This is a genomic window from Amycolatopsis methanolica 239 (assembly GCF_000739085.1).
Taxonomy (GTDB): Bacteria; Actinomycetota; Actinomycetes; order Mycobacteriales; family Pseudonocardiaceae; genus Amycolatopsis_E; species Amycolatopsis_E methanolica.
Genome location: NZ_CP009110.1, coordinates 4,561,998 through 4,577,828, shown reverse-complemented (window position 1 = coordinate 4,577,828; position 15,831 = coordinate 4,561,998). Strand labels below are relative to the sequence as shown.

General features: G+C 73.4%; 21 protein-coding genes. 10 read left to right on the top strand and 11 right to left on the bottom strand.

Features of this window, described 5'->3' with window-relative positions; all coding sequences use genetic code 11:
- Positions 1-9: 9 nt before the first annotated feature.
- Complete coding sequence (locus tag AMETH_RS22295) at positions 10-405, bottom strand: DUF6010 family protein (RefSeq protein WP_017983374.1); 396 nt, start codon at positions 403-405, stop codon at positions 10-12.
- A 125-nt stretch (positions 406-530) separates the two neighbouring features.
- Here AMETH_RS22295 and arsM point away from each other — a divergent pair, with 125 nt between their 5' ends.
- Positions 531-1,253 (top strand): arsenite methyltransferase, encoded by a 723-nt coding sequence (arsM, locus tag AMETH_RS22290; protein WP_038532289.1) that lies wholly within the window; start codon positions 531-533, stop codon positions 1,251-1,253.
- Here arsM and AMETH_RS22285 read toward each other — a convergent pair.
- The gene (locus tag AMETH_RS22285) at positions 1,234-1,509 is read right to left on the bottom strand and encodes a DUF1905 domain-containing protein (RefSeq protein WP_017983372.1); all 276 of its coding nucleotides are present in this window, start codon (positions 1,507-1,509) and stop codon (positions 1,234-1,236) included. The two genes, arsM and AMETH_RS22285, sit on opposite strands and share 20 nt — an antisense overlap.
- Before the next feature lie 87 nt (positions 1,510-1,596).
- Positions 1,597-2,391 (bottom strand): methyltransferase domain-containing protein, encoded by a 795-nt coding sequence (locus AMETH_RS22280; protein WP_081617573.1) that lies wholly within the window; start codon positions 2,389-2,391, stop codon positions 1,597-1,599.
- A gap of 368 nt (positions 2,392-2,759) precedes the next feature.
- On the opposite strand from AMETH_RS22280, the gene AMETH_RS22275 reads away from it, so the two are divergent.
- Together AMETH_RS22275 and AMETH_RS22270 are read left to right on the top strand one after the other, a co-directional pair.
- Positions 2,760-3,614: an alpha/beta fold hydrolase gene (locus AMETH_RS22275; RefSeq protein ID WP_051079432.1), complete on the top strand. Its 855-nt coding sequence runs from the start codon at positions 2,760-2,762 to the stop codon at positions 3,612-3,614.
- Positions 3,615-3,834: 220 nt separating this feature from the next.
- Positions 3,835-4,698, top strand: a complete 864-nt coding sequence (locus tag AMETH_RS22270) for an SAM-dependent methyltransferase (RefSeq protein ID WP_017983370.1) — start codon at positions 3,835-3,837, stop codon at positions 4,696-4,698.
- Between the two features lie 170 nt (positions 4,699-4,868).
- On the opposite strand, the gene AMETH_RS38150 is transcribed toward AMETH_RS22270, so the two are convergent.
- The 3 genes from AMETH_RS38150 to AMETH_RS42945 form a co-directional block, all read right to left on the bottom strand.
- Positions 4,869-5,174 (bottom strand): hypothetical protein, encoded by a 306-nt coding sequence (locus tag AMETH_RS38150; protein WP_156131708.1) that lies wholly within the window; start codon positions 5,172-5,174, stop codon positions 4,869-4,871.
- Positions 5,174-5,377: a hypothetical protein gene (locus AMETH_RS37160; protein WP_017983368.1), complete on the bottom strand. Its 204-nt coding sequence runs from the start codon at positions 5,375-5,377 to the stop codon at positions 5,174-5,176. Before AMETH_RS37160 ends, AMETH_RS38150 begins: the two co-directional genes overlap by 1 nt.
- 233 nt (positions 5,378-5,610) lie before the next feature.
- The gene (locus AMETH_RS42945; protein ID WP_026153254.1) at positions 5,611-6,948 is read right to left on the bottom strand and encodes a cupin domain-containing protein; all 1,338 of its coding nucleotides are present in this window, start codon (positions 6,946-6,948) and stop codon (positions 5,611-5,613) included.
- Positions 6,949-7,105: 157 nt separating this feature from the next.
- On the opposite strand from AMETH_RS42945, the gene AMETH_RS22250 reads away from it, so the two are divergent.
- Positions 7,106-7,330 carry a type 2 periplasmic-binding domain-containing protein gene (locus AMETH_RS22250; RefSeq protein ID WP_017983367.1) on the top strand — a complete coding sequence of 75 codons (225 nt, stop codon included), beginning with the start codon at positions 7,106-7,108 and terminating at the stop codon, positions 7,328-7,330.
- Positions 7,331-7,337: 7 nt separating this feature from the next.
- Here the strand turns inward: AMETH_RS22250 and AMETH_RS22245 are convergent, their stop codons facing one another.
- Positions 7,338-8,342, bottom strand: a complete 1,005-nt coding sequence (locus AMETH_RS22245) for an LLM class flavin-dependent oxidoreductase (RefSeq protein ID WP_017983366.1) — start codon at positions 8,340-8,342, stop codon at positions 7,338-7,340.
- 75 nt (positions 8,343-8,417) lie between these two features.
- Positions 8,418-8,852: a DUF6292 family protein gene (locus AMETH_RS22240; RefSeq protein ID WP_017983365.1), complete on the bottom strand. Its 435-nt coding sequence runs from the start codon at positions 8,850-8,852 to the stop codon at positions 8,418-8,420.
- Positions 8,853-8,974: 122 nt separating this feature from the next.
- Between AMETH_RS22240 and AMETH_RS22235 the strand changes: the two genes are divergently transcribed.
- Complete coding sequence (locus AMETH_RS22235; RefSeq protein ID WP_017983364.1) at positions 8,975-9,268, top strand: helix-turn-helix domain-containing protein; 294 nt, start codon at positions 8,975-8,977, stop codon at positions 9,266-9,268.
- A 2-nt stretch (positions 9,269-9,270) separates the two neighbouring features.
- Positions 9,271-9,684 carry a hypothetical protein gene (locus tag AMETH_RS22230; RefSeq protein ID WP_017983363.1) on the top strand — a complete coding sequence of 138 codons (414 nt, stop codon included), beginning with the start codon at positions 9,271-9,273 and terminating at the stop codon, positions 9,682-9,684.
- 338 nt (positions 9,685-10,022) lie between these two features.
- Here the strand turns inward: AMETH_RS22230 and AMETH_RS22225 are convergent, their stop codons facing one another.
- The 3 genes from AMETH_RS22225 to AMETH_RS22220 form a co-directional block, all read right to left on the bottom strand.
- Positions 10,023-10,400: an STAS domain-containing protein gene (locus AMETH_RS22225; RefSeq protein ID WP_051079431.1), complete on the bottom strand. Its 378-nt coding sequence runs from the start codon at positions 10,398-10,400 to the stop codon at positions 10,023-10,025.
- 86 nt (positions 10,401-10,486) lie between these two features.
- A complete protein-coding gene (locus tag AMETH_RS38145) occupies positions 10,487-10,702 on the bottom strand; it encodes an alpha-L-rhamnosidase C-terminal domain-containing protein (RefSeq protein ID WP_167345552.1) in 216 nt (71 codons plus the stop codon).
- Between the two features lie 12 nt (positions 10,703-10,714).
- Positions 10,715-11,143, bottom strand: coding sequence for a MarR family winged helix-turn-helix transcriptional regulator (locus AMETH_RS22220; protein ID WP_017983360.1), 429 nt, complete (start codon positions 11,141-11,143; stop codon positions 10,715-10,717).
- Positions 11,144-11,196: 53 nt separating this feature from the next.
- Here AMETH_RS22220 and AMETH_RS22215 point away from each other — a divergent pair, with 53 nt between their 5' ends.
- The 4 genes from AMETH_RS22215 to AMETH_RS22200 are packed head-to-tail and all read left to right on the top strand — an operon-like array spanning position 11,197 to position 15,822.
- On the top strand, positions 11,197-11,712 hold the full coding sequence (locus AMETH_RS22215) for a cupin domain-containing protein (RefSeq protein WP_017983359.1): 516 nt from the start codon (positions 11,197-11,199) through the stop codon (positions 11,710-11,712).
- A 3-nt stretch (positions 11,713-11,715) separates the two neighbouring features.
- Entirely contained in the window at positions 11,716-13,524 is a 1,809-nt protein-coding gene (locus AMETH_RS22210; protein WP_017983358.1) for a helix-turn-helix domain-containing protein, read from the top strand.
- Positions 13,508-14,905 carry a hydroxymethylglutaryl-CoA reductase, degradative gene (locus tag AMETH_RS22205; protein WP_267283445.1) on the top strand — a complete coding sequence of 466 codons (1,398 nt, stop codon included), beginning with the start codon at positions 13,508-13,510 and terminating at the stop codon, positions 14,903-14,905. Before AMETH_RS22210 ends, AMETH_RS22205 begins: the two co-directional genes overlap by 17 nt.
- Positions 14,902-15,822 carry a hydroxymethylglutaryl-CoA lyase gene (locus AMETH_RS22200; protein WP_017983356.1) on the top strand — a complete coding sequence of 307 codons (921 nt, stop codon included), beginning with the start codon at positions 14,902-14,904 and terminating at the stop codon, positions 15,820-15,822. The genes AMETH_RS22205 and AMETH_RS22200 overlap by 4 nt, the downstream gene beginning before the upstream one ends.
- Positions 15,823-15,831 lie beyond the last annotated feature (9 nt).

Sequence of the window (15,831 nt, the reverse complement as noted above, 5' to 3'; positions counted from 1 at the left end):
AGCACCGGGTCAGGGCCGCGCCAGCCGGTTCCGTAGCACGCCCAGCACGGGGCGGCCGCCGGTGAAGCACCAGATCGCGATCACCGGGTCGCAGATCGCGCAGCCGAGCGACGAGTGCTCCGCGAACGGCACGATCGGCTCGCCGCGCAGGTGGTGCACCACGTCCCACGCGGTGTGCATCAGCCAGCCGATTCCGATGAACGTCCACGACTCCAGGCCGCGGTAGGCGACGTAGGTGGCGGCCGCGGTGAAGGCGAACTCCCAGATCCCGAGCCCGCCCCCGCTCAGGTAGGCGGCGCCGGCACCGGCGACGAACACCGCGTTGAACCGGCGGCGGTGCGCCTCCGGGACGAAGGAGTTGACCACGACGTAGGCGGCGCCGATGAGCAGCGCGATGACGATCACGGCACCCGAAACTAGGCCGTCCCACCCCCGCGCAGTAGTGGCTGGAGTGCCACGTTCCGACGGATTCTCGCCAGCTCTGATTCGACAAGCTTCTAATTCGATATCCATCGAGGTAGTGTGTGGGCATGCGTGAGGACGTGCGGGAACAGGTTCGGGAGCGCTACGCCGCGGCAGCGCTGTCGGTGACTGGCGGGTGCTGCGGCGAGTCGTGTGGCTGCGGGTACGACGACGCCGACCGGGCGGCGCTCCCGGCGGACGCGGTCCGGACGAGCCTCGGCTGTGACAACCCCCTCGCGGTGGCGGACCTCCGCGCGGGCGAGACCGTGCTGGACCTGGGGTCCGGCGGCGGGATCGACGTGCTGCTGTCCGCCAGGCGGGTGGGGCCGTCCGGCCGGGTGATCGGGCTCGACATGACCGACGAGATGCTCGCGCTGGCCACCGCCAACGCGGCGCGCGCCGGCGCGGCCAACGTCGAGTTCCGCAAGGGGCACATCGAGTCCGTCCCGCTGCCCGCGGACAGCGTCGACGTCGTCATCTCCAACTGCGTGGTCAACCTGTCCGTCGACAAGCCCGCGGTGTTCGCCGAGGTGTTCCGCGTGCTTCGGCCCGGCGGGCGGATCGGCATCAGCGATGTCGTCGCCGAGGACCACCTGACGCCCGCCGAGCGCGCCGGACGCGGCTCCTACACGGAGTGCATCGCCGGGGCGCTCACCTTCGCCGGGTACCGGGCGGGCCTCGCCGCGGCCGTCGCCACCGGCATCGAGGTGACGCCGAGCCACCCGGTCGCCGTCGGCATGCACTCGGCGATCGTGCGGGCCGCCAAACCGGTCAGCCGAGACGTTCCGTGAGGCGGATGCGCACGGTGTCGCCGGCGTCCTTGCCGATCGCCCGGCGCACGTCGGCCTTCACCGGCAGCTTGTGCGTGCCGTCGCCCAGCGCCATGAACGAGCTGCGGAACGGGTGGCCGTCGATGGTGCCGCGGATCTTCACCAGCCCGCGCGTGCCGAAGTACTCGGCCGATCCGGGCATCACGACGTAGGTCCAGCCGCCCTTCGCCTCGCTCTTCAGCAGGGTCGCCTCGAACTCCTTGTCCAGTGCCGGCATGACGTCCTCCTCGGGTGCGCTGCCATTGTCACCCGGAACGTCGAGGCCGCCGCCCGCTTCTCGACACGTGCCGGCCGCCAGGGGCGCTCAGCGTCCCGCGACCCGCGCCCAGCCCCCGACCAGCGTCGGGGGCCGGAAGGCCGCCCCGCTGTGCACCTGGTCCTCGAAGATGCGGTGCCCGAGCGTGTCGATACCGACCTCCTCCGGCGTGGCCGGCCCGGTGCGCGCCAGCACCGGCAGCAGGGTCCGGATGACGCCCGCCGCCATCCGGCTGCCGGTCGGGTCGCCCGGCGGCCAGTACGCCCGCAGCCCCAGCACCGTCGCGCCGGTCAGGCCAGCGTCCGCGAACACCGTGCCCAGCCGCGCGCCCAGGCTCGGGTCGAGGCCGGACCGGGCGAACGCCGCCATGATCCAGTGCGTCAGCCGCTCGCTCAGCGGCGTGGCGGGCAGCAGCCCGGCGACGCTCATCTCGTACTCCATCGACACCACGACGCCGCCCGGCCGCGCGTATCCGGCGAACTTCCGCAGCACCGCGGCCGGATCCGGCGTGTACAGCAGCACCAGCCGCCCGACCACCGCGTCCACCTGGCCGGTCAGCCGCATCTCGTGCAGGTCGTCGTGCACGAACGAGACGTTGCGCAGCCCCTGGGCCTCGCACCGGCTCGCCGCCCAGCGCAGCGCCTTCGACGACTGGTCGATCCCGACGACGGACCCGGACGGCCCGACCAGCCGGGACAGCTCGCACCCGCATGCCGGGCTCGATCCCGGCCAGCGCCAGGATCGCCCCGCGTCGCGGGCGCCAGCGCGGCGGCCTGGTCCTCCAGGCGGCGCAGCTCGTCGGGTTCGTTGCCGAGCAGGTACGGGGGGCTCGGTGGTGGTCATGGCGTCCTCCCTGCCAGTTGGTCCGCCCAGGGTGACCCCCGCGAGGGGCTGGCGGCTTGGCGGAATCGTGGGGATGATGTGGAGATTCCGTGGCGAGGGGGCCGTGGTGTATGAGTTCGAGGACTGCGAGGTCGACTCCCAGCGGTTCGAGCTGCGCCGCAGCGGGGAGCCGGTCCACGTCGAGCCGCAGGTGTTCGCCCTGCTGACGCACCTGATCCGGCACCGCGACCCCAGCCGCGTCAAGGCGCTGCGCCGCGCGATCGGCGACAGCGGTGAGCGGCAGCGCATCGTCGCGACCGTGCACGGCGTCGGGTACCGCTTCGTCGCCGAGGTCCGGGAGAACGGCGGCGTTCCGCCCGCGCACCCGCGTGCAGCAACAGATCCGCTACTGCCGCTCGCCGAACGGCGTCCGCGTCGCCTACGGGTTGTCCGGGTGCGGGCCGCCGCTGGTGAAGGCGGCCAACTGGCTGACCCACCTCGACCTGGAGTGGACGAGCCCGATCTGGGCGCACTGGCTCGACGGCCTCGCCCGGCGGCACACCCTGGTGCGTTACGACGAGCGCGGCTGCGGACTGTCCGACTGGGACATCGGCGGGTTCCGGTTCGACGACTGGGTCGACGACCTGGAGCTGCTCGTCGACGGGGTGGGGCTGGACCGGTTCCCGCTGCTCGGCATCTCGCAGGGCGGCGTGGTCGCGATCGCCTACGCCGTGCGGCACCCGGAGCGCGTGTCCCGGCTCGTGCTCGCCGGCGCCTGCAGCCGCGGCCGGTTCGCCCGCGCCGCCGCCCCGGAGGAGAAGGAGGAGGCCCAACTCGACCTCGTCCTGGGCCGGATCGGCTGGCAGCGCGCCACCACCTCCAACGACAACGTGGTGCGCTTCCTGGACGTCTTCGCCCACATCGACGTGTCCGCGATCGTGCCGTCGGTGCACTGCCCGACGCTGATCCTGCACTCCCGCGGCGACCTGCGCGTGCCGAAGGCGCAGGCCCAGGAGCTGGCCGCGCTGACCCGGACAGCAGGCTGTGGCCGGAATTCCTCGACGAACTGGACGCCTTCCTCGGCAGTTGACAACGCGGTGTGCAACAGCGGCGACTGGGGACGTGCGGCGCAACCCGGTGACCACCACGGCCGAGGGGCAACCTCTGTCCAAACCGGACGGTCGCAGGGCGCTCGCGCGGATCCGTGTGGAAAGCGCTTTCCATACAGGTCTGGGGTCCGCTGACCCGGCCCCGCCCCCTCCGGGTTCGAGCCTGCTCGCGGTCGAGTGCGCACCTTCGCCGAGACGGTCCGGTGGGACCACCTGTTCGGGGAGTCCCGCGGCGGCGCCACCTGCGGAATCGGCGCGAATCGGTGGGGATGGGCGGTTCCCCGCCGCGGCTTCGCGGGGACCGCTAGTATTCGCGCTATCCCCGTTGATCTCCGCAGGCGGAAAGCAGGCAGGAATGGCGAAGTCCCGGTTCGAGCAGTTCCCGATGGAAGGCGTCGACCTGGACCACCCGAACGTGGCCCGGGTGTACGACTACTACCTCGGCGGTAAGGCCAACTACGCGGTCGACCGCGTGTTCGCGGAAAAGGCGCTGGAGCGGTTCCCGTTCGTGCGCCCCGCCGCGAAGTCGAACCGGCTGTTCCTGCACCGGGCCGTGCGGTACCTGGTCAAGCAGGGTGTCCGGCAGTTCATCGACATCGGTTCGGGCGTGCCCACGATGGGCAGCACCCACCAGGTCGCCGACGAGCTGGACACCACCACGCGCGTGGTCTACATCGACAACGAGCCGGTGGCCGTCGCGCACTCGCAGATGCTGCTGGAGAAGGAGGGCGACCTCGGGCGGCACGTGGTGATCCAGGCTGACCTGCGCGACCCGGACCTGCTGTGGAACAAGATCGCCGACAAGGGCGTCATCGACTTCTCGCAGCCGGTCGCGCTGATGCTGATCGCGGTCCTGCACGTCACCCAGCCGGGCCCGGACGGCACGGACATCGGCCCGGCCGCGGTGGCGCGCTACCGGGAGCTGCTCGCGCCCGGCTCGTACCTGGTGCTCTCGCACGGCACGGCCGACGGGGTGCCGGAGAGCCGCGCCAGGGAGATGGCCGAGTTCGGCAAGATGTACGACGCCACGGCGACGCCGGTGATCTGGCGGCCGCGCCGGGAGATCGAAACGCTGTTCGGCGACCTGGAGATGGTGGAGCCCGGCGCGACCTGGACGCCACTCTGGCACCCGGAGGAGAACGGCGAAAGCGCGCCGCAGATCGAGTTCGACGAGCCCAACGACTCGGTGGTGTGGGCCGGGGTCGGCCGGAAGGTCTGACCCGCCCCGCCGCGTCCGGGTGCCCGCCCTGGGGCCTCGGGGTGCCAACGCGGTCGCCGGCTGGGGGCGGCGGGGTTCCTCCCGTCAGGATTCGGCCGGGCGTTCCACCGCCGGGGTGGGGGTCAGGTGCGCGGCACCACTCGGCGGCCGGCTCGTGCGCGGCGTCTTCCTCAGCCGCCGCCAGTGGTCACCGGCGATGCTCCCGCGCCGTCCGGCAGGGTGCGCCGCCTCGTCCCGGCCACTGCCAGCGCGATCGTCAGCGCGCCGCTGACCAGAAGGAACGCGGGGCCGCCGCCGTAGCGGTCGCCGCCCGGCCCGGCCAGCGCGGAGCCCGCCGCGCTGCCGATCTGGCCCAGCGTCGTCAGCCACCCGTACAGCTCGCCGCTGCGGTCCTCACCGATGGTCGCCACGAGCTGGTCGTGCACCGCGAGCCACGGCGCCAGCGCCAGCCCGAACACGGCGATCACGACGCCCATCACCGCGATGCTGCCCGGCACTGCCAGCGGAGACGCTTGCGGCCCAGGCGATTCACGATCCGCCCGGCCACGGTCGCGGTGAGACCGATGACGAGCGCGGGCACGGTCAGCAGGACCGGAGTGAGCGCCGCGGCGCCGGGGGTGCCGGCGAACGCCTGCTGGATGCTCGGCAGCACGGGCGCGAGCAGCACCGAGCCCAGCACGGCAGGCAGCTGGCGAACAGGAGGACGAGAGCCTGGGCGCGCCCGGCGGGCCGCCCGGTGGCGGGGTCGAGGGCGATGCCGGCGGTGGGGCTGGGGGTGTTGTCGGCGGTGGGGCCGGGCGAGGAGGGCAGGACACGGTCCGGCGCGGGCTTTTCCGGGGGACTCGCGTGCCGGTCTCTGCTGACCGGCATCACTGTCGTGGAAGTCTCGGTGCTGCCCGGCCGGAGGGGAAATCACTTGTGCTGAGGGGCGCTATCAGTGGCGCCGATGATCGCGACGGGCAGGTGCAGCCGCCGCGCGGTTGGCTTGCGAGCGGTGGTGCGCCGGTCGGCGTGAGTGGTGGTGCCGTGGGTGCGGCGGGAGGCCGATGGTGCCCACCGGCTCGGGGTGGCGGCCGGAGTCCGCGGCCCGGGCGCGGCTGCCACCGCAGCGTGGACCATTCTCGCCCGAGGAGCGCTGCCCACCGCGTGCGGCTGCCGGTGCTGGAGGCCGCCGCCTGGTGCGGCGAGCCGAGTGCGGCTGCTGCCGCCATAGGGCACCGCCGCCCGGTGCCGCGAACCGCGCGCAGCCGCCGCCCCAGGGCGGCCCGGTCTCGTCGCAAGACCACTCACCACGTGCGGCGCTGGAGCGTGCGGGACGGCGGCTCCTCGTACCGTGCCCGGTATGCGGCCGCGAACCGGCCCAGGTGGGTGAATCCCCAGCGGCTCGCGACGTGCGTGACGGTCGTCCGGGACGGGTCCGTGTCCAGCAGGTCCTGGTGCGCCCGGTCCAGGCGCACGTTCTGCAGATACGCCATCGGAGTCATCCCGGTCTCCGCGCGGAACCCGTTGGTCAGCGCGCGCCGACACCGACACCGCGGCGGCGAGCCGCCCGGTGGTCCACTCCCGGTCCGGGTAGGCCTGCACCAGGTCCACCGCGCAGCGCACGGCCGACCGGCCGGGCGAGGCGGCCCCGGTGGTCAGCTGGTCGCTGTAGTTGTGCGGCTGCCCGGTCAGCAGCGCGTCGAACACGATCTGCTCCAGTCGGCGCGCCGCGAGCGGATGGCTCAGCAGTTCGCTCTCCTGCCGCGCGGCCCGGGTCAGCAGCATGAGCGCCTCGACCCACGTCCGGGCCGGGCCGCGGCTCAGGTCCATCCGCGCGGCGAAGGCCAGCCGCGGGCCGACGTCGTGGCCGAGCAGCTGCCGCAGTTCGCGCTCGACCTCCCGCCCGTCGAGCATCACGCACAGCTGCTCTGTCCCCGGCGCCCAGTCCAGCTCCGCAGGCGCCTCCGGCGCGAACACCGTCGCCATGCCGGGCTCGCTGACCACCGCCGGCCCGTCGCCGGAGTGGTACCGCGCCCGACCCGCCAGCGGGAGCACGACGTGGTAGTGCGCGTTCGGCGGGCACCGCACCCGGATCCGCGGCCCGAAGCTGATCAACCCGATCGTCAGCGCGGTGTGCGCCGTCGCGTCCAGCCGCATCGCCAGTTCGCCCCGCTCCGGCAGCAGTTCGAGGGGAAGGTACAGCCGGGTGAGCGTGTCTCGCGCCTCGTCCGGATCGCTGGTGGTGAAGGTGACGTGTCCGTTGCCCACGGCGGACCTCCTTGCCGGCACCACCCACCAGTGTGCCCCGTGCCGCAAGCGGATGGAATTCGTGCCGGAAACGGATAGCCGTGTCCGCGCGCCCGGGTTTCGATCGACGGCGTGGCGGTGGTCTTCGAGCGGCGGCAGGAGGGCGCCGGACGGGCCGGTGATCGGCGCGGTCGAGGACAAGGTCGAGCTGGTCGCGGGCGGGCAGGCGATCGCCACCGTGCCGGCAAGCGCCGGACTGACGGGCCTGCGCCCGGACCTCACCACCGTCCCGCTGGAGGACGTCGAACCGAGCCACGTCGTGCTCGCCACCCGCGCGGACGACCGGAGCCGTCTCGTCGCCGCGTTCCGCAGGATCGCGCAGGCTCAGCTCGCCGGCGCGTGAACGTGCATCACGCGGGCCAGCCGAGTTCCGGCCCGAGCTTGGTCGCGATGTCGGTCAGGATCTGCACGTAGTCGGCGTGCTCGAAGGTGAACGGCAGCGCGAAGGCGACCTCGTCGACCTCCCGGAACGCGGCGTGCGCGTGCAGCCGTTCGGCGATCTCGGCGGACGTGCCCACCAGGTCCGGGGCGAACATCATCCGCGCCGGGCCCTGCGGAGCGGTGGTCCGCGGCGTGCGCTTGGCGGCGTACTCGGCGTACTTCGCGCGCTGTCCGGCGGTGGCCGAGTCGGTCGGGATGACGACCAGGCCCTGCGACACGCGGGCGCCGTCGCCGTCCGGGTGGTGGGCGCGGAAGGTCCGGATGTGGGAGAGCTGGATCTCGGCGAAGTCCTCCGACTCCTCGGCCTTGACGACGCTGCTGGTCAGCAGGTTCATCCCGTTCTCGCCCGCCCAGCGCGCCGAGCCGAGGCTGCCCGCGCCGTACCAGAGGCGCCGGCCGAGGCCGGGGGAGTGCGGCTGGACGCGGTCGGAGAAGACCTCGAAGCCCTCGGTGCCGCGGAAATCGGTGACGGGCTCGCCGCGGACCGCGTCCAAGAGACGGCGGACGCGCTGGTGGCTGAAGTCCTCGGCGTCCGCGGTGTCGGGGTAGAGCGCGTCCTTGACCTGGTCCCAGTGCATCGGCGGGCCGACCGACAGGCCGGGGTTGAGGCGGCCGCCGGAGAGGATGTCGATGGTGGCGAGATCCTCGGCGAGGCGGAGCGGGTTCTCCCAGCCCATCGGGATGACCGCGGTGCCCAGCTCGATGCGCCGCGTGCGCTGCGAGGCGGCCGCGAGGACCGCGACCGGCGAGGAGATGCCGAACTGCAGGTGCCGGTGCCGCACCCAGGCGCTGTCGAAGCCGAGCTGCTCGCCCAGCTCGATGATGTCCAGCGTGCTCTCGTGGCCGGCGCGCGGGTCGGCCTCCTCGAACAGGCCGATGGTGAGGAAGCCCAGCTTCCGCAGCGGTCGTGACACGCGTCCTCCCGGGGTCCGTGATCACGATTCTGGCACCGGGCCCCGGGCGGACGGCGGTCGTCCCACATGCCGGAGCTAGCCCGCGGCGAGCAGCTTCTCGGCCACCGGCGCGTACGCGCCCAGCTCGTCGTGCAGATCGGGCGCCGGAAGCACCTCCGGCTCCGGCGTGCCCGCCGCCTCACCGGCCAGCGCGCGGCGCACGAAGGCGGCCACCACCCGCGGCGCGGGCGCCACCTGGCCGCCCAGGTAGGCCAGCACCAGCAGGTCCTCGCCGCAGCGGGCCTCCACCGCCAGTGACCAGCCGTAGCGCTCGTCCCACAGCAGGGCCACGTCGCGGTCCGGGAACGCGGGCACGTGCCCGTCGATCGCGAGATAGGCGCTCAGCGGCGCGTCCAGTTGCACGAAAGAGCCGTGCCCGCTCAGGCCGAGTTCCTCCTCGACCAGTCCGATGTACCGGCGCAGGCCCCGCGCCGGCCTGCTCTGCGGGTCGAGACCCGGGTTCGGGAACACCTGCTCTCACCTCCCGAAAATATCTATAGTCAAGACTGGAGATTGAGTCAATCAAGCAGAGCAGATACACTCTTCAAGTGGCTGTAGACAAGCTGGATGACGAGGACTACCCCGCCTGGACGATGGGGCAGGCGGCGGACGCGCTGGACGTGCAGCCTGCGTTCCTGCGCAGCCTCGACGCCGCCGAAGTCGTCCAGGCGCACCGCTCGTCCGGCGGCCACCGCCGCTACTCGCGCCGCCAGCTGCGGCTGGCCGCGCGGGTCCGCGAGCTGTTCGACGACGGGATGACCCTGGCGGCCGCGGAGCGGATCGTCCGGCTGGAGGACGAGCTGGCCGCCTCGCGCGCCGAGAACGCGGATCTGCGGCGCAGGCTGGGCGAGCAGGCCGAGTCCACGGAGACCGAACGGGAGGATTGAGGATGGCGCTGGAGAACGTCTGGATCCGCACCCCAGGCGACGGGCTGGTCCGGGCCGATCAGGTCATCGGGATCTCCAACCACCGCACGCCGTCCCTGTCCGGCAAGCCGGGGCGCTGGCTGCTGACGGTGGCGCTGCCGGTGCCGACGGGCAGCGGGAGCGCCGACGGGTGGGGGCTGACGAACCTGCACCGCACGCTGGTGCAGACCGACCAGGAGGTGGCCGGCGCGCCGGACCGCCTGGCGCGGCTGCTGGCCCAGCTGGCGGCGGTGGACACCGCGGGGATCATCACGGCCGTCCCGTGCGGCCCCGACCGCAGCGACGTGCGGTTCGAGTTCAGCCGGTTCGACGCGGAGATCCGGCCCGCCGCGGAGCCGCAGGCGCAGCCGGAGGTGGCCGAGGTGGTCGGCGTCTGAGCCGGCTGTTGATCTGCCGCCGGTGGGCGGGGAAAGCCGCGGCGGTGGCATCTGGACCGGCGCAGGAAGCGCCGCCCCCACGGCGGCTGTCAGCAACTCCACTGGCGCGGCGGTGCTGAGCCGGAGGTTCTTGGCGTGAGGCTGCCGCGGGACTGGGCGGTTGGTCCGCGGCGGCTCCCAGTATCTGCACTGACGCGCGCCGCGTCGGTGCCGGAATTGGCGGCATGGAGCCACCGCCCGTCGGGGGGTAGGTCCAGCGGATGGCCAGGAAGGCGTGCCCCGCTGGCGCAGCGTGGCTGCCGCGAGCGGGCGGTCCGGCGCCCGCCGCTGGGTGCGCGTCAACCCGCGTCCGTGAGCGCCTCCTCCATCGTGCTGTAGACGTTCAGGAACTCCAGCAGGTCCGTGAACGCCATGACCCGCCGCACCGCTGTTCCCGCCACCACCCGCAACTCCGCGGGCGCGGCCTCGCGGTGCGTGCCCGCCAGCAGACCCAGCCCGCTGGAGCTGATGAACCGCAGTTCCGACAGGTCAAGCACCAGCAGGCGCGGCCGATCCACGAGCGCGAGCCTGATCAGCCCGCGCAGCTTGGGCAGCGTCGCGACGTCCAGTTCGCCCGTCGCGGTGAGCACGACGTCCCGTCCCCGGTGCTCGGCCGACACCGTCATGGCGTGCGCGGGCGGGGGTTCCGCCTGCGGGCGGTCGCTGGGTGCTGCCATTCGCCCATCATGCATAAGAATCCGCGATCCGGCAGCAGCCATTTACACCGCCCTGCGATCGGCGCGCGACCGCGTTTGCCGCGTGATCAACGGGGTAACTCCACCCGCCATTCGTGCGAGCCGGGGCCGACGTCGCCGATTTCCTTGCCAGGCAGGTGAATCCGCGCGCGCGTGCCCGGCGGCACGATGACCGCCGACCGCATCCGCTCACCGTCCACCTGCCGCGCGCTGCGGATCACGCCATAGGGGCGCTGGTGCTGTTCGGTGTGAACATCAAGGCGCCGCTGGCCTACCTCGGTGATCGAGTGACCGCGTCAAGACGGCGGGCGGCCCCAGTCCGACTGCAGCGCCGCGCGCAGGGCGTGCACCGGATCGCGTCCGATCCGGCGCGCCAGCGTGGTTTCCGCCTTGCGCAGGATCCCGACCGCCGTCCGGTGCGCGCGCTCGCCCTCCGCGGTGCGCCGCACCAGCCGCTGCCGCCCCGACGAAGGGTCCGGCGCCTGTTCGAGCAGCCCGAGCCGGGTCAGCGCCTGGACGGCCTGGTGCGCCGTCTGCCGGGTCACGCCCATCCGGCGGGCCAGTTCGGACACCGTCGTGCCGTCCGGGTCGAGCACCGCGAAGAGCCCGACCTGGGTGGCCGACACCGGCGCCGCGCCCGCCCGCGCCAGCCCGGCGATCAGGGCCTCGTCGAACCACCGCCGTGCCGCGCCGAGCAGCTGGGCCAGTGTGGGTTCTGGTTGCACAGCAGGAGGATATCTGTCAGTCTACCTGACAGTGCGACCGACGCGGAGACATCATGACGGCAGAGTTCGCCACCCCCTACCGGCGCGCCTCGCGCATCCCCGCAGAGCCCGGCAAGCCGTACTTCATTGAGAAGGGCGAGGGCGATCGGGTCCACCTGCACCCCGACACCTACGAGGTGTTCTACGTGACGGCAGGCGCGGTGCGGCTGTTCGTCGAGGACACCGAGGGCGGCCAGCAGGAGAAGCTGCTCACCCCGGGCGACTTCGGGTTCGTGCCGAAGAACTGCCCGCACGCCTACCGGATGGAACGGCACCACAGCATGATCGCCGGCGTGGCCGCGGGCCCCGGCGGGACGTTCGAGCGGTTCTTCGAGAACCTCGGCGTGCCCGCCGAGGAAATGGGGCTGCTGAAGGTGCCCGCCGTGCCGGAGCCGCACAAGTTCGCCGTCGTGCCACAGCGGTACGACGCGGTTCCTGCCGGAGCACCGCTGGCACACCACGCCCTGAGGCGCATGTACCGTGGGCCCACCCGCCACCGCGCCCGGGTGGTCGTCCGGTCCACGAGGTGATGCATGAGCCTGCCCGTCGCCGCCGTCGTCGGCCTTCTCGAAGCCGCCGAGCAGGACACCGACGTCACGCCGCTGCTGGACGGCCTCGATGCCGCCGACGCCGAGCGGATCACCTCCGGCATCCGGCGCCTGCGCGCGACTTCCGACCGCCTCCGCCGCCGCGGGCAGGAGCTCGCCGCCCTGTTCTCCTCCGCCAGGGAGCTGGCCGAGCTGCGCGACGTCGACGAGCTGCTGGCCCGGCTGGTGGAACGGGCGCACGACCTCGTCGGCACCGACGTCACCTACCTGTCGGAGTTCGACGTCGGCAGCCGGGAACTGCGGGTGCGCACCACGCTCGGCACGGTCGCGCCGTCGTTCCCCGGCCTGCGCGTGCCGCCGGGGATGGGCCTGGCGAGCCAGGTGGTCGAAAGCCGCCGCCCGTGCTGGACCGCGCGGTACGACGCGATGACCCAGGCGCCGCACGACGACCGGATCGACGAGACCGTCGCCGCGGAGGGCCTCGTCTCGCTGCTCGGGGTCCCGCTGCTGGCCGGGGACGAGGTCATCGGGGTGCTGTTCGCCGCCAACCGCGTCGAGCACGCGTTCTCCCCGGAGGAGATCTCGCTGCTGTCGGCGTTCGCCGACCACGCGGCCGTCGTGTTGCAGACCGCCCGGCTGCTGGCCCGCGCCAACGCCGCCGCTGAGGAAACCCGCCGCGCCTACGGTGAGCTGGCCCGGCACGTGGAGGCGATGGAACGCGCGAGCGAGGTGCACGGCGACCTCACCGCGCTGGTCCTCCAGGGCGGCGACGCGACCGAGGTGGCCGGGGCGCTCGGCCGTGCGCTGCGCTGCCGCGTCACGCTGCTCGACACCGGGCACCTGGACGGCGGCGTGCGGGCGGCCGTCGAACAGAGCCGGCGCAGCGGGCGGTGCGTCCCGGCGGGCGAGGGGACGTTCGCGGTCGCCGTCGTGGCCGGGCCGACGCTGCTCGGCGCGCTGCTGCTGGAGCAGGGGGCCGTCGAGTTCGGGCCCGTCGAGTTCCGCACCGCCGAGCGCGCCGCGCAGATCACCGCGCTGCTCAGCCTCAAGCAGGACGCCCTGGCCGAGGCGGAGCAGCGCGTGCGCGGGGACCTGCTCGCCGACCTGCTCTCGGCCGACGCGGATCGCCGCGCAGGCGCCGCCGCGCGGGCCCGCGCCCGCGGGATCCAGTTGGCGGCCCTGCGTTCGCTCGTGGTCGTCGCGGTCCCCGCCGACCTGCGTCGCCAGGCGGCCCGCGCCCTGCGCGGCACGGGCGAGCTGATCGGCGAGCACGCGGAGCACGTCGTCGTCCTGACCGTGGGCGCGGACCCCGCCGCCGCGGCGCGGGCCGTGCACACGGCCGTCGCGCGGTCACTGGCCGCCCCGGTGCTGGCCGTGGGTGCCGTCGCCGCGGACGACCTGCGCGAACCCGTGGAGCAGGCCGCCGCCTGCGTGCGGGTCCTGCCCGCGCTCGGCCTGTCCGACGCGGCCGTCACCACCGACGAGTACCTGCCCTACACGGCGCTGTTCGGGCCCGGCGAGGAGCGCGTCGCCGCGTTCGTGCGCCGGGTCCTCGGACCGGTCCTGGACTGGGACGCCGAGCACGCCGGCACCCTGCTGCCCACCCTCGCCGCCTACCTGGACAACCGGATGAGCCCGGTCGCCACCGGCCGCGCCCTGCACGTGCACAAGAACACCGTGCTGCAGCGGCTGGAACGCGCCGGCGAGCTGCTGGGGGAGGGCTGGCAGGAGCCCGACCGGCTGTTCCGGCTCACCGTCGCCGTCCGGCTCGCCCGCCTTGCTGAACGCCCATAGCCGGGCCGCACGGAGTGGACGCTCGGTCCATTCCGGCTGCGCGGACGCGGAGCTAGCGTCCTGGGTCGTCACGCAGCCGCACGGAAGTGGAAGGGGCGCTATGGCGCGCACCAGTCGTATCCAGGGACTCCGGGACCTCCCCGTCGAGGCCCGGCGCAAGGCCGCCGCCGAGGCGGCCGCGCTCGACCCGGCGCGGATCGCGGCGTTCGACCCCACGCGGGGGCTCGACGAGAGCGCGGCCGACCACATGATCGAGAACGTCGTCGGCATCCTCGGCGTGCCGCTCGGGGTGGCGACGAACTTCGTGGTCAACGGCGCCGAGATGCTGGTGCCGATGGCCACCGAGGAGGCCTCGGTGGTGGCCGCCGCGAGCAACGCCGCGAAGATCGCCCGCGTGCATGGCGGGTTCACCACGTCTTCGACCGCGCCGGTCATGCAGGCGCAGGTGCAGATCGTCGGCGTCAACGACCCCGAGGCCGGTCGTGTCCGCCTGCTGGAGGCCCGCGACGAGCTGATCGAACTGGCCAACGCGCAGGACGAGAAGCTGGTCGAGTTCGGCGGCGGCGTCCGGGACGTCGCGGTGCGGCTGGTGCACTCCCGCGTCGGCACCTACGTGGTGGCGCACCTGCAGGTCGACGTCCGCGACGCGATGGGCGCCAACGCCGTGAACACCATGGCCGAGGCGGTCGCCGCACGCGCCGGGGAGATCGCCGGCGGCCGTCCGCTGCTGCGGATCCTGACCAACAAGGCCGATCTGCGGCTGTCCCGGGCCCGCGCGGTGTTCGACGCCGACACCCTCGGCGGACCCGCGGTGGTGGACGATATCGTGCACGCCGCCGCGCTCGCCGAGGCCGACCCGTACCGCGCCGCGACCCACAACAAGGGGATCATGAACGGCATCAGCGCGGTCGTGCTCGCCACCGGCAACGACACCCGCGCGGTCGAGGCGGGCGCCCACTCGCACGCGGTATCCGATTCCGGGCGGTACACGTCGTTGTCCCGCTTCGAAAAGGACGCCGACGGCAACGTGGTGGGCACGCTGGAACTGCCGATGCCGGTCGGGCTCGTCGGCGGCGCCACCCGGGTGCACCCGGTAGCGCAGGCCGCGGTCGCCCTGCTCGGCGTGCGGACCGCCGCCCAGCTGGCGGAGATCATCACCGCGGTCGGTCTCGCCCAGAACTTCGCCGCGGTGCGGGCGCTGGCCACCGAGGGCATCCAGCGCGGGCACATGTCGCTGCACGCCCGCAACATCGCCACCACCGTGGGCGCGACGGCCGCGGAGGTGCCCGCGGTGGTCGCGCGGCTGGTCGCCGACCGCAAGGTCCGCGCCGACCACGCCGAGAAGATCCTCGCCGAGCTGCGGGGGAAGAGCCGGTCATGACCGTCGACCGCCTGCCCGGGCTGCCGTCCGCGGTGACGATTTGCGAGGTGGGCCCGCGCGACGGGCTGCAGAACGAGTCCGCGCTCGTGCCTGCCGCGGTGAAGGTCGAGCTGGTGGAACGGCTCGCCGACGCTGGGCACACCGTCATCGAGACGACCAGCCTGGTCCGGCCGGACCGGGTGCCGCAGCTGGCGGACGCCGAGGAGGTCCTGCGCCGCCTCGACCGCCGTCCCGGCGTGCGGTACCCGGTGCTGGTGCCCAACCAGCGCGGCCTGGCGCGGGCGCTGGACTTCGGCGTCACCGACATCGCGGTGTTCGCCTCGGCCACCGAAGGCTTCGCCAGGGCCAACCTCAACCGGTCCGTCGGCGAGTCGCTGGAGTTGTTCGCGCCAGTCGTGGCCCGCGCTCGGGAGGCCGGGCTGAACGTGCGCGGATACCTGTCGATGTGCTGGGGCGACCCGTGGCAGGGCGAAGTCTCGCTGCGCCAGGTGATCGCGATCGCCACCCGGCTGTTCAACCTGGGCTGCACCGAACTGAGCCTCGGCGACACGATCGGCGTCGCCACGCCCGGCCGCGTCGTCGCGCTGCTCGACGGGCTCGTCGCCGCGGACGTCCCGCTCGGGCGGATCGCGGTGCACTTCCACGACACGTACGGGCAGGCGCTCGCGAACACCCTCGCCGCCCTGCAGCGCGGCGTCACCACCGTCGACGCGTCGGCGGGCGGCCTCGGCGGCTGCCCGTTCGCCAAGAGCGCCACCGGCAACCTCGCCACCGAGGACCTGCTGTGGCAGCTCGACGGGCTCGGCATCCACACCGGTGTCGACTTGACCAAACTCGCCGAAACCAGCGCCTGGCTCGCCGGGCACCTGGGACGGCCCAGCCCGTCCCGCACCCTGCGCGCCCTCACCGGCGCCTGACCCAACGGA

What these genes read in the sequence shown, in the direction of transcription:
- arsM (WP_038532289.1), top strand. Translation starts at nt 531, where the DNA reads ATGCGTGAGGACGTGCGGGAACAGGTTCGGGAGCGCTACGCCGCGGCA.
- AMETH_RS22215 (WP_017983359.1), top strand. Translation starts at nt 11,197, where the DNA reads ATGACGGCAGAGTTCGCCACCCCCTACCGGCGCGCCTCGCGCATCCCC.
- AMETH_RS38150 (WP_156131708.1), bottom strand. Translation starts at nt 5,174, where the DNA reads ATGGGCGTCGTGATCGCCGTGTTCGGGCTGGCGCTGGCGCCGTGGCTC.
- AMETH_RS22225 (WP_051079431.1), bottom strand. Translation starts at nt 10,400, where the DNA reads ATGGCAGCACCCAGCGACCGCCCGCAGGCGGAACCCCCGCCCGCGCAC.
- AMETH_RS22235 (WP_017983364.1), top strand. Translation starts at nt 8,975, where the DNA reads ATGGGGCAGGCGGCGGACGCGCTGGACGTGCAGCCTGCGTTCCTGCGC.
- AMETH_RS22280 (WP_081617573.1), bottom strand. Translation starts at nt 2,391, where the DNA reads ATGACCACCACCGAGCCCCCCGTACCTGCTCGGCAACGAACCCGACGA.
- AMETH_RS22285 (WP_017983372.1), bottom strand. Translation starts at nt 1,509, where the DNA reads ATGCCGGCACTGGACAAGGAGTTCGAGGCGACCCTGCTGAAGAGCGAG.
- AMETH_RS22200 (WP_017983356.1), top strand. Translation starts at nt 14,902, where the DNA reads ATGACCGTCGACCGCCTGCCCGGGCTGCCGTCCGCGGTGACGATTTGC.
- AMETH_RS22210 (WP_017983358.1), top strand. Translation starts at nt 11,716, where the DNA reads ATGAGCCTGCCCGTCGCCGCCGTCGTCGGCCTTCTCGAAGCCGCCGAG.
- AMETH_RS22270 (WP_017983370.1), top strand. Translation starts at nt 3,835, where the DNA reads ATGGCGAAGTCCCGGTTCGAGCAGTTCCCGATGGAAGGCGTCGACCTG.
- AMETH_RS22230 (WP_017983363.1), top strand. Translation starts at nt 9,271, where the DNA reads ATGGCGCTGGAGAACGTCTGGATCCGCACCCCAGGCGACGGGCTGGTC.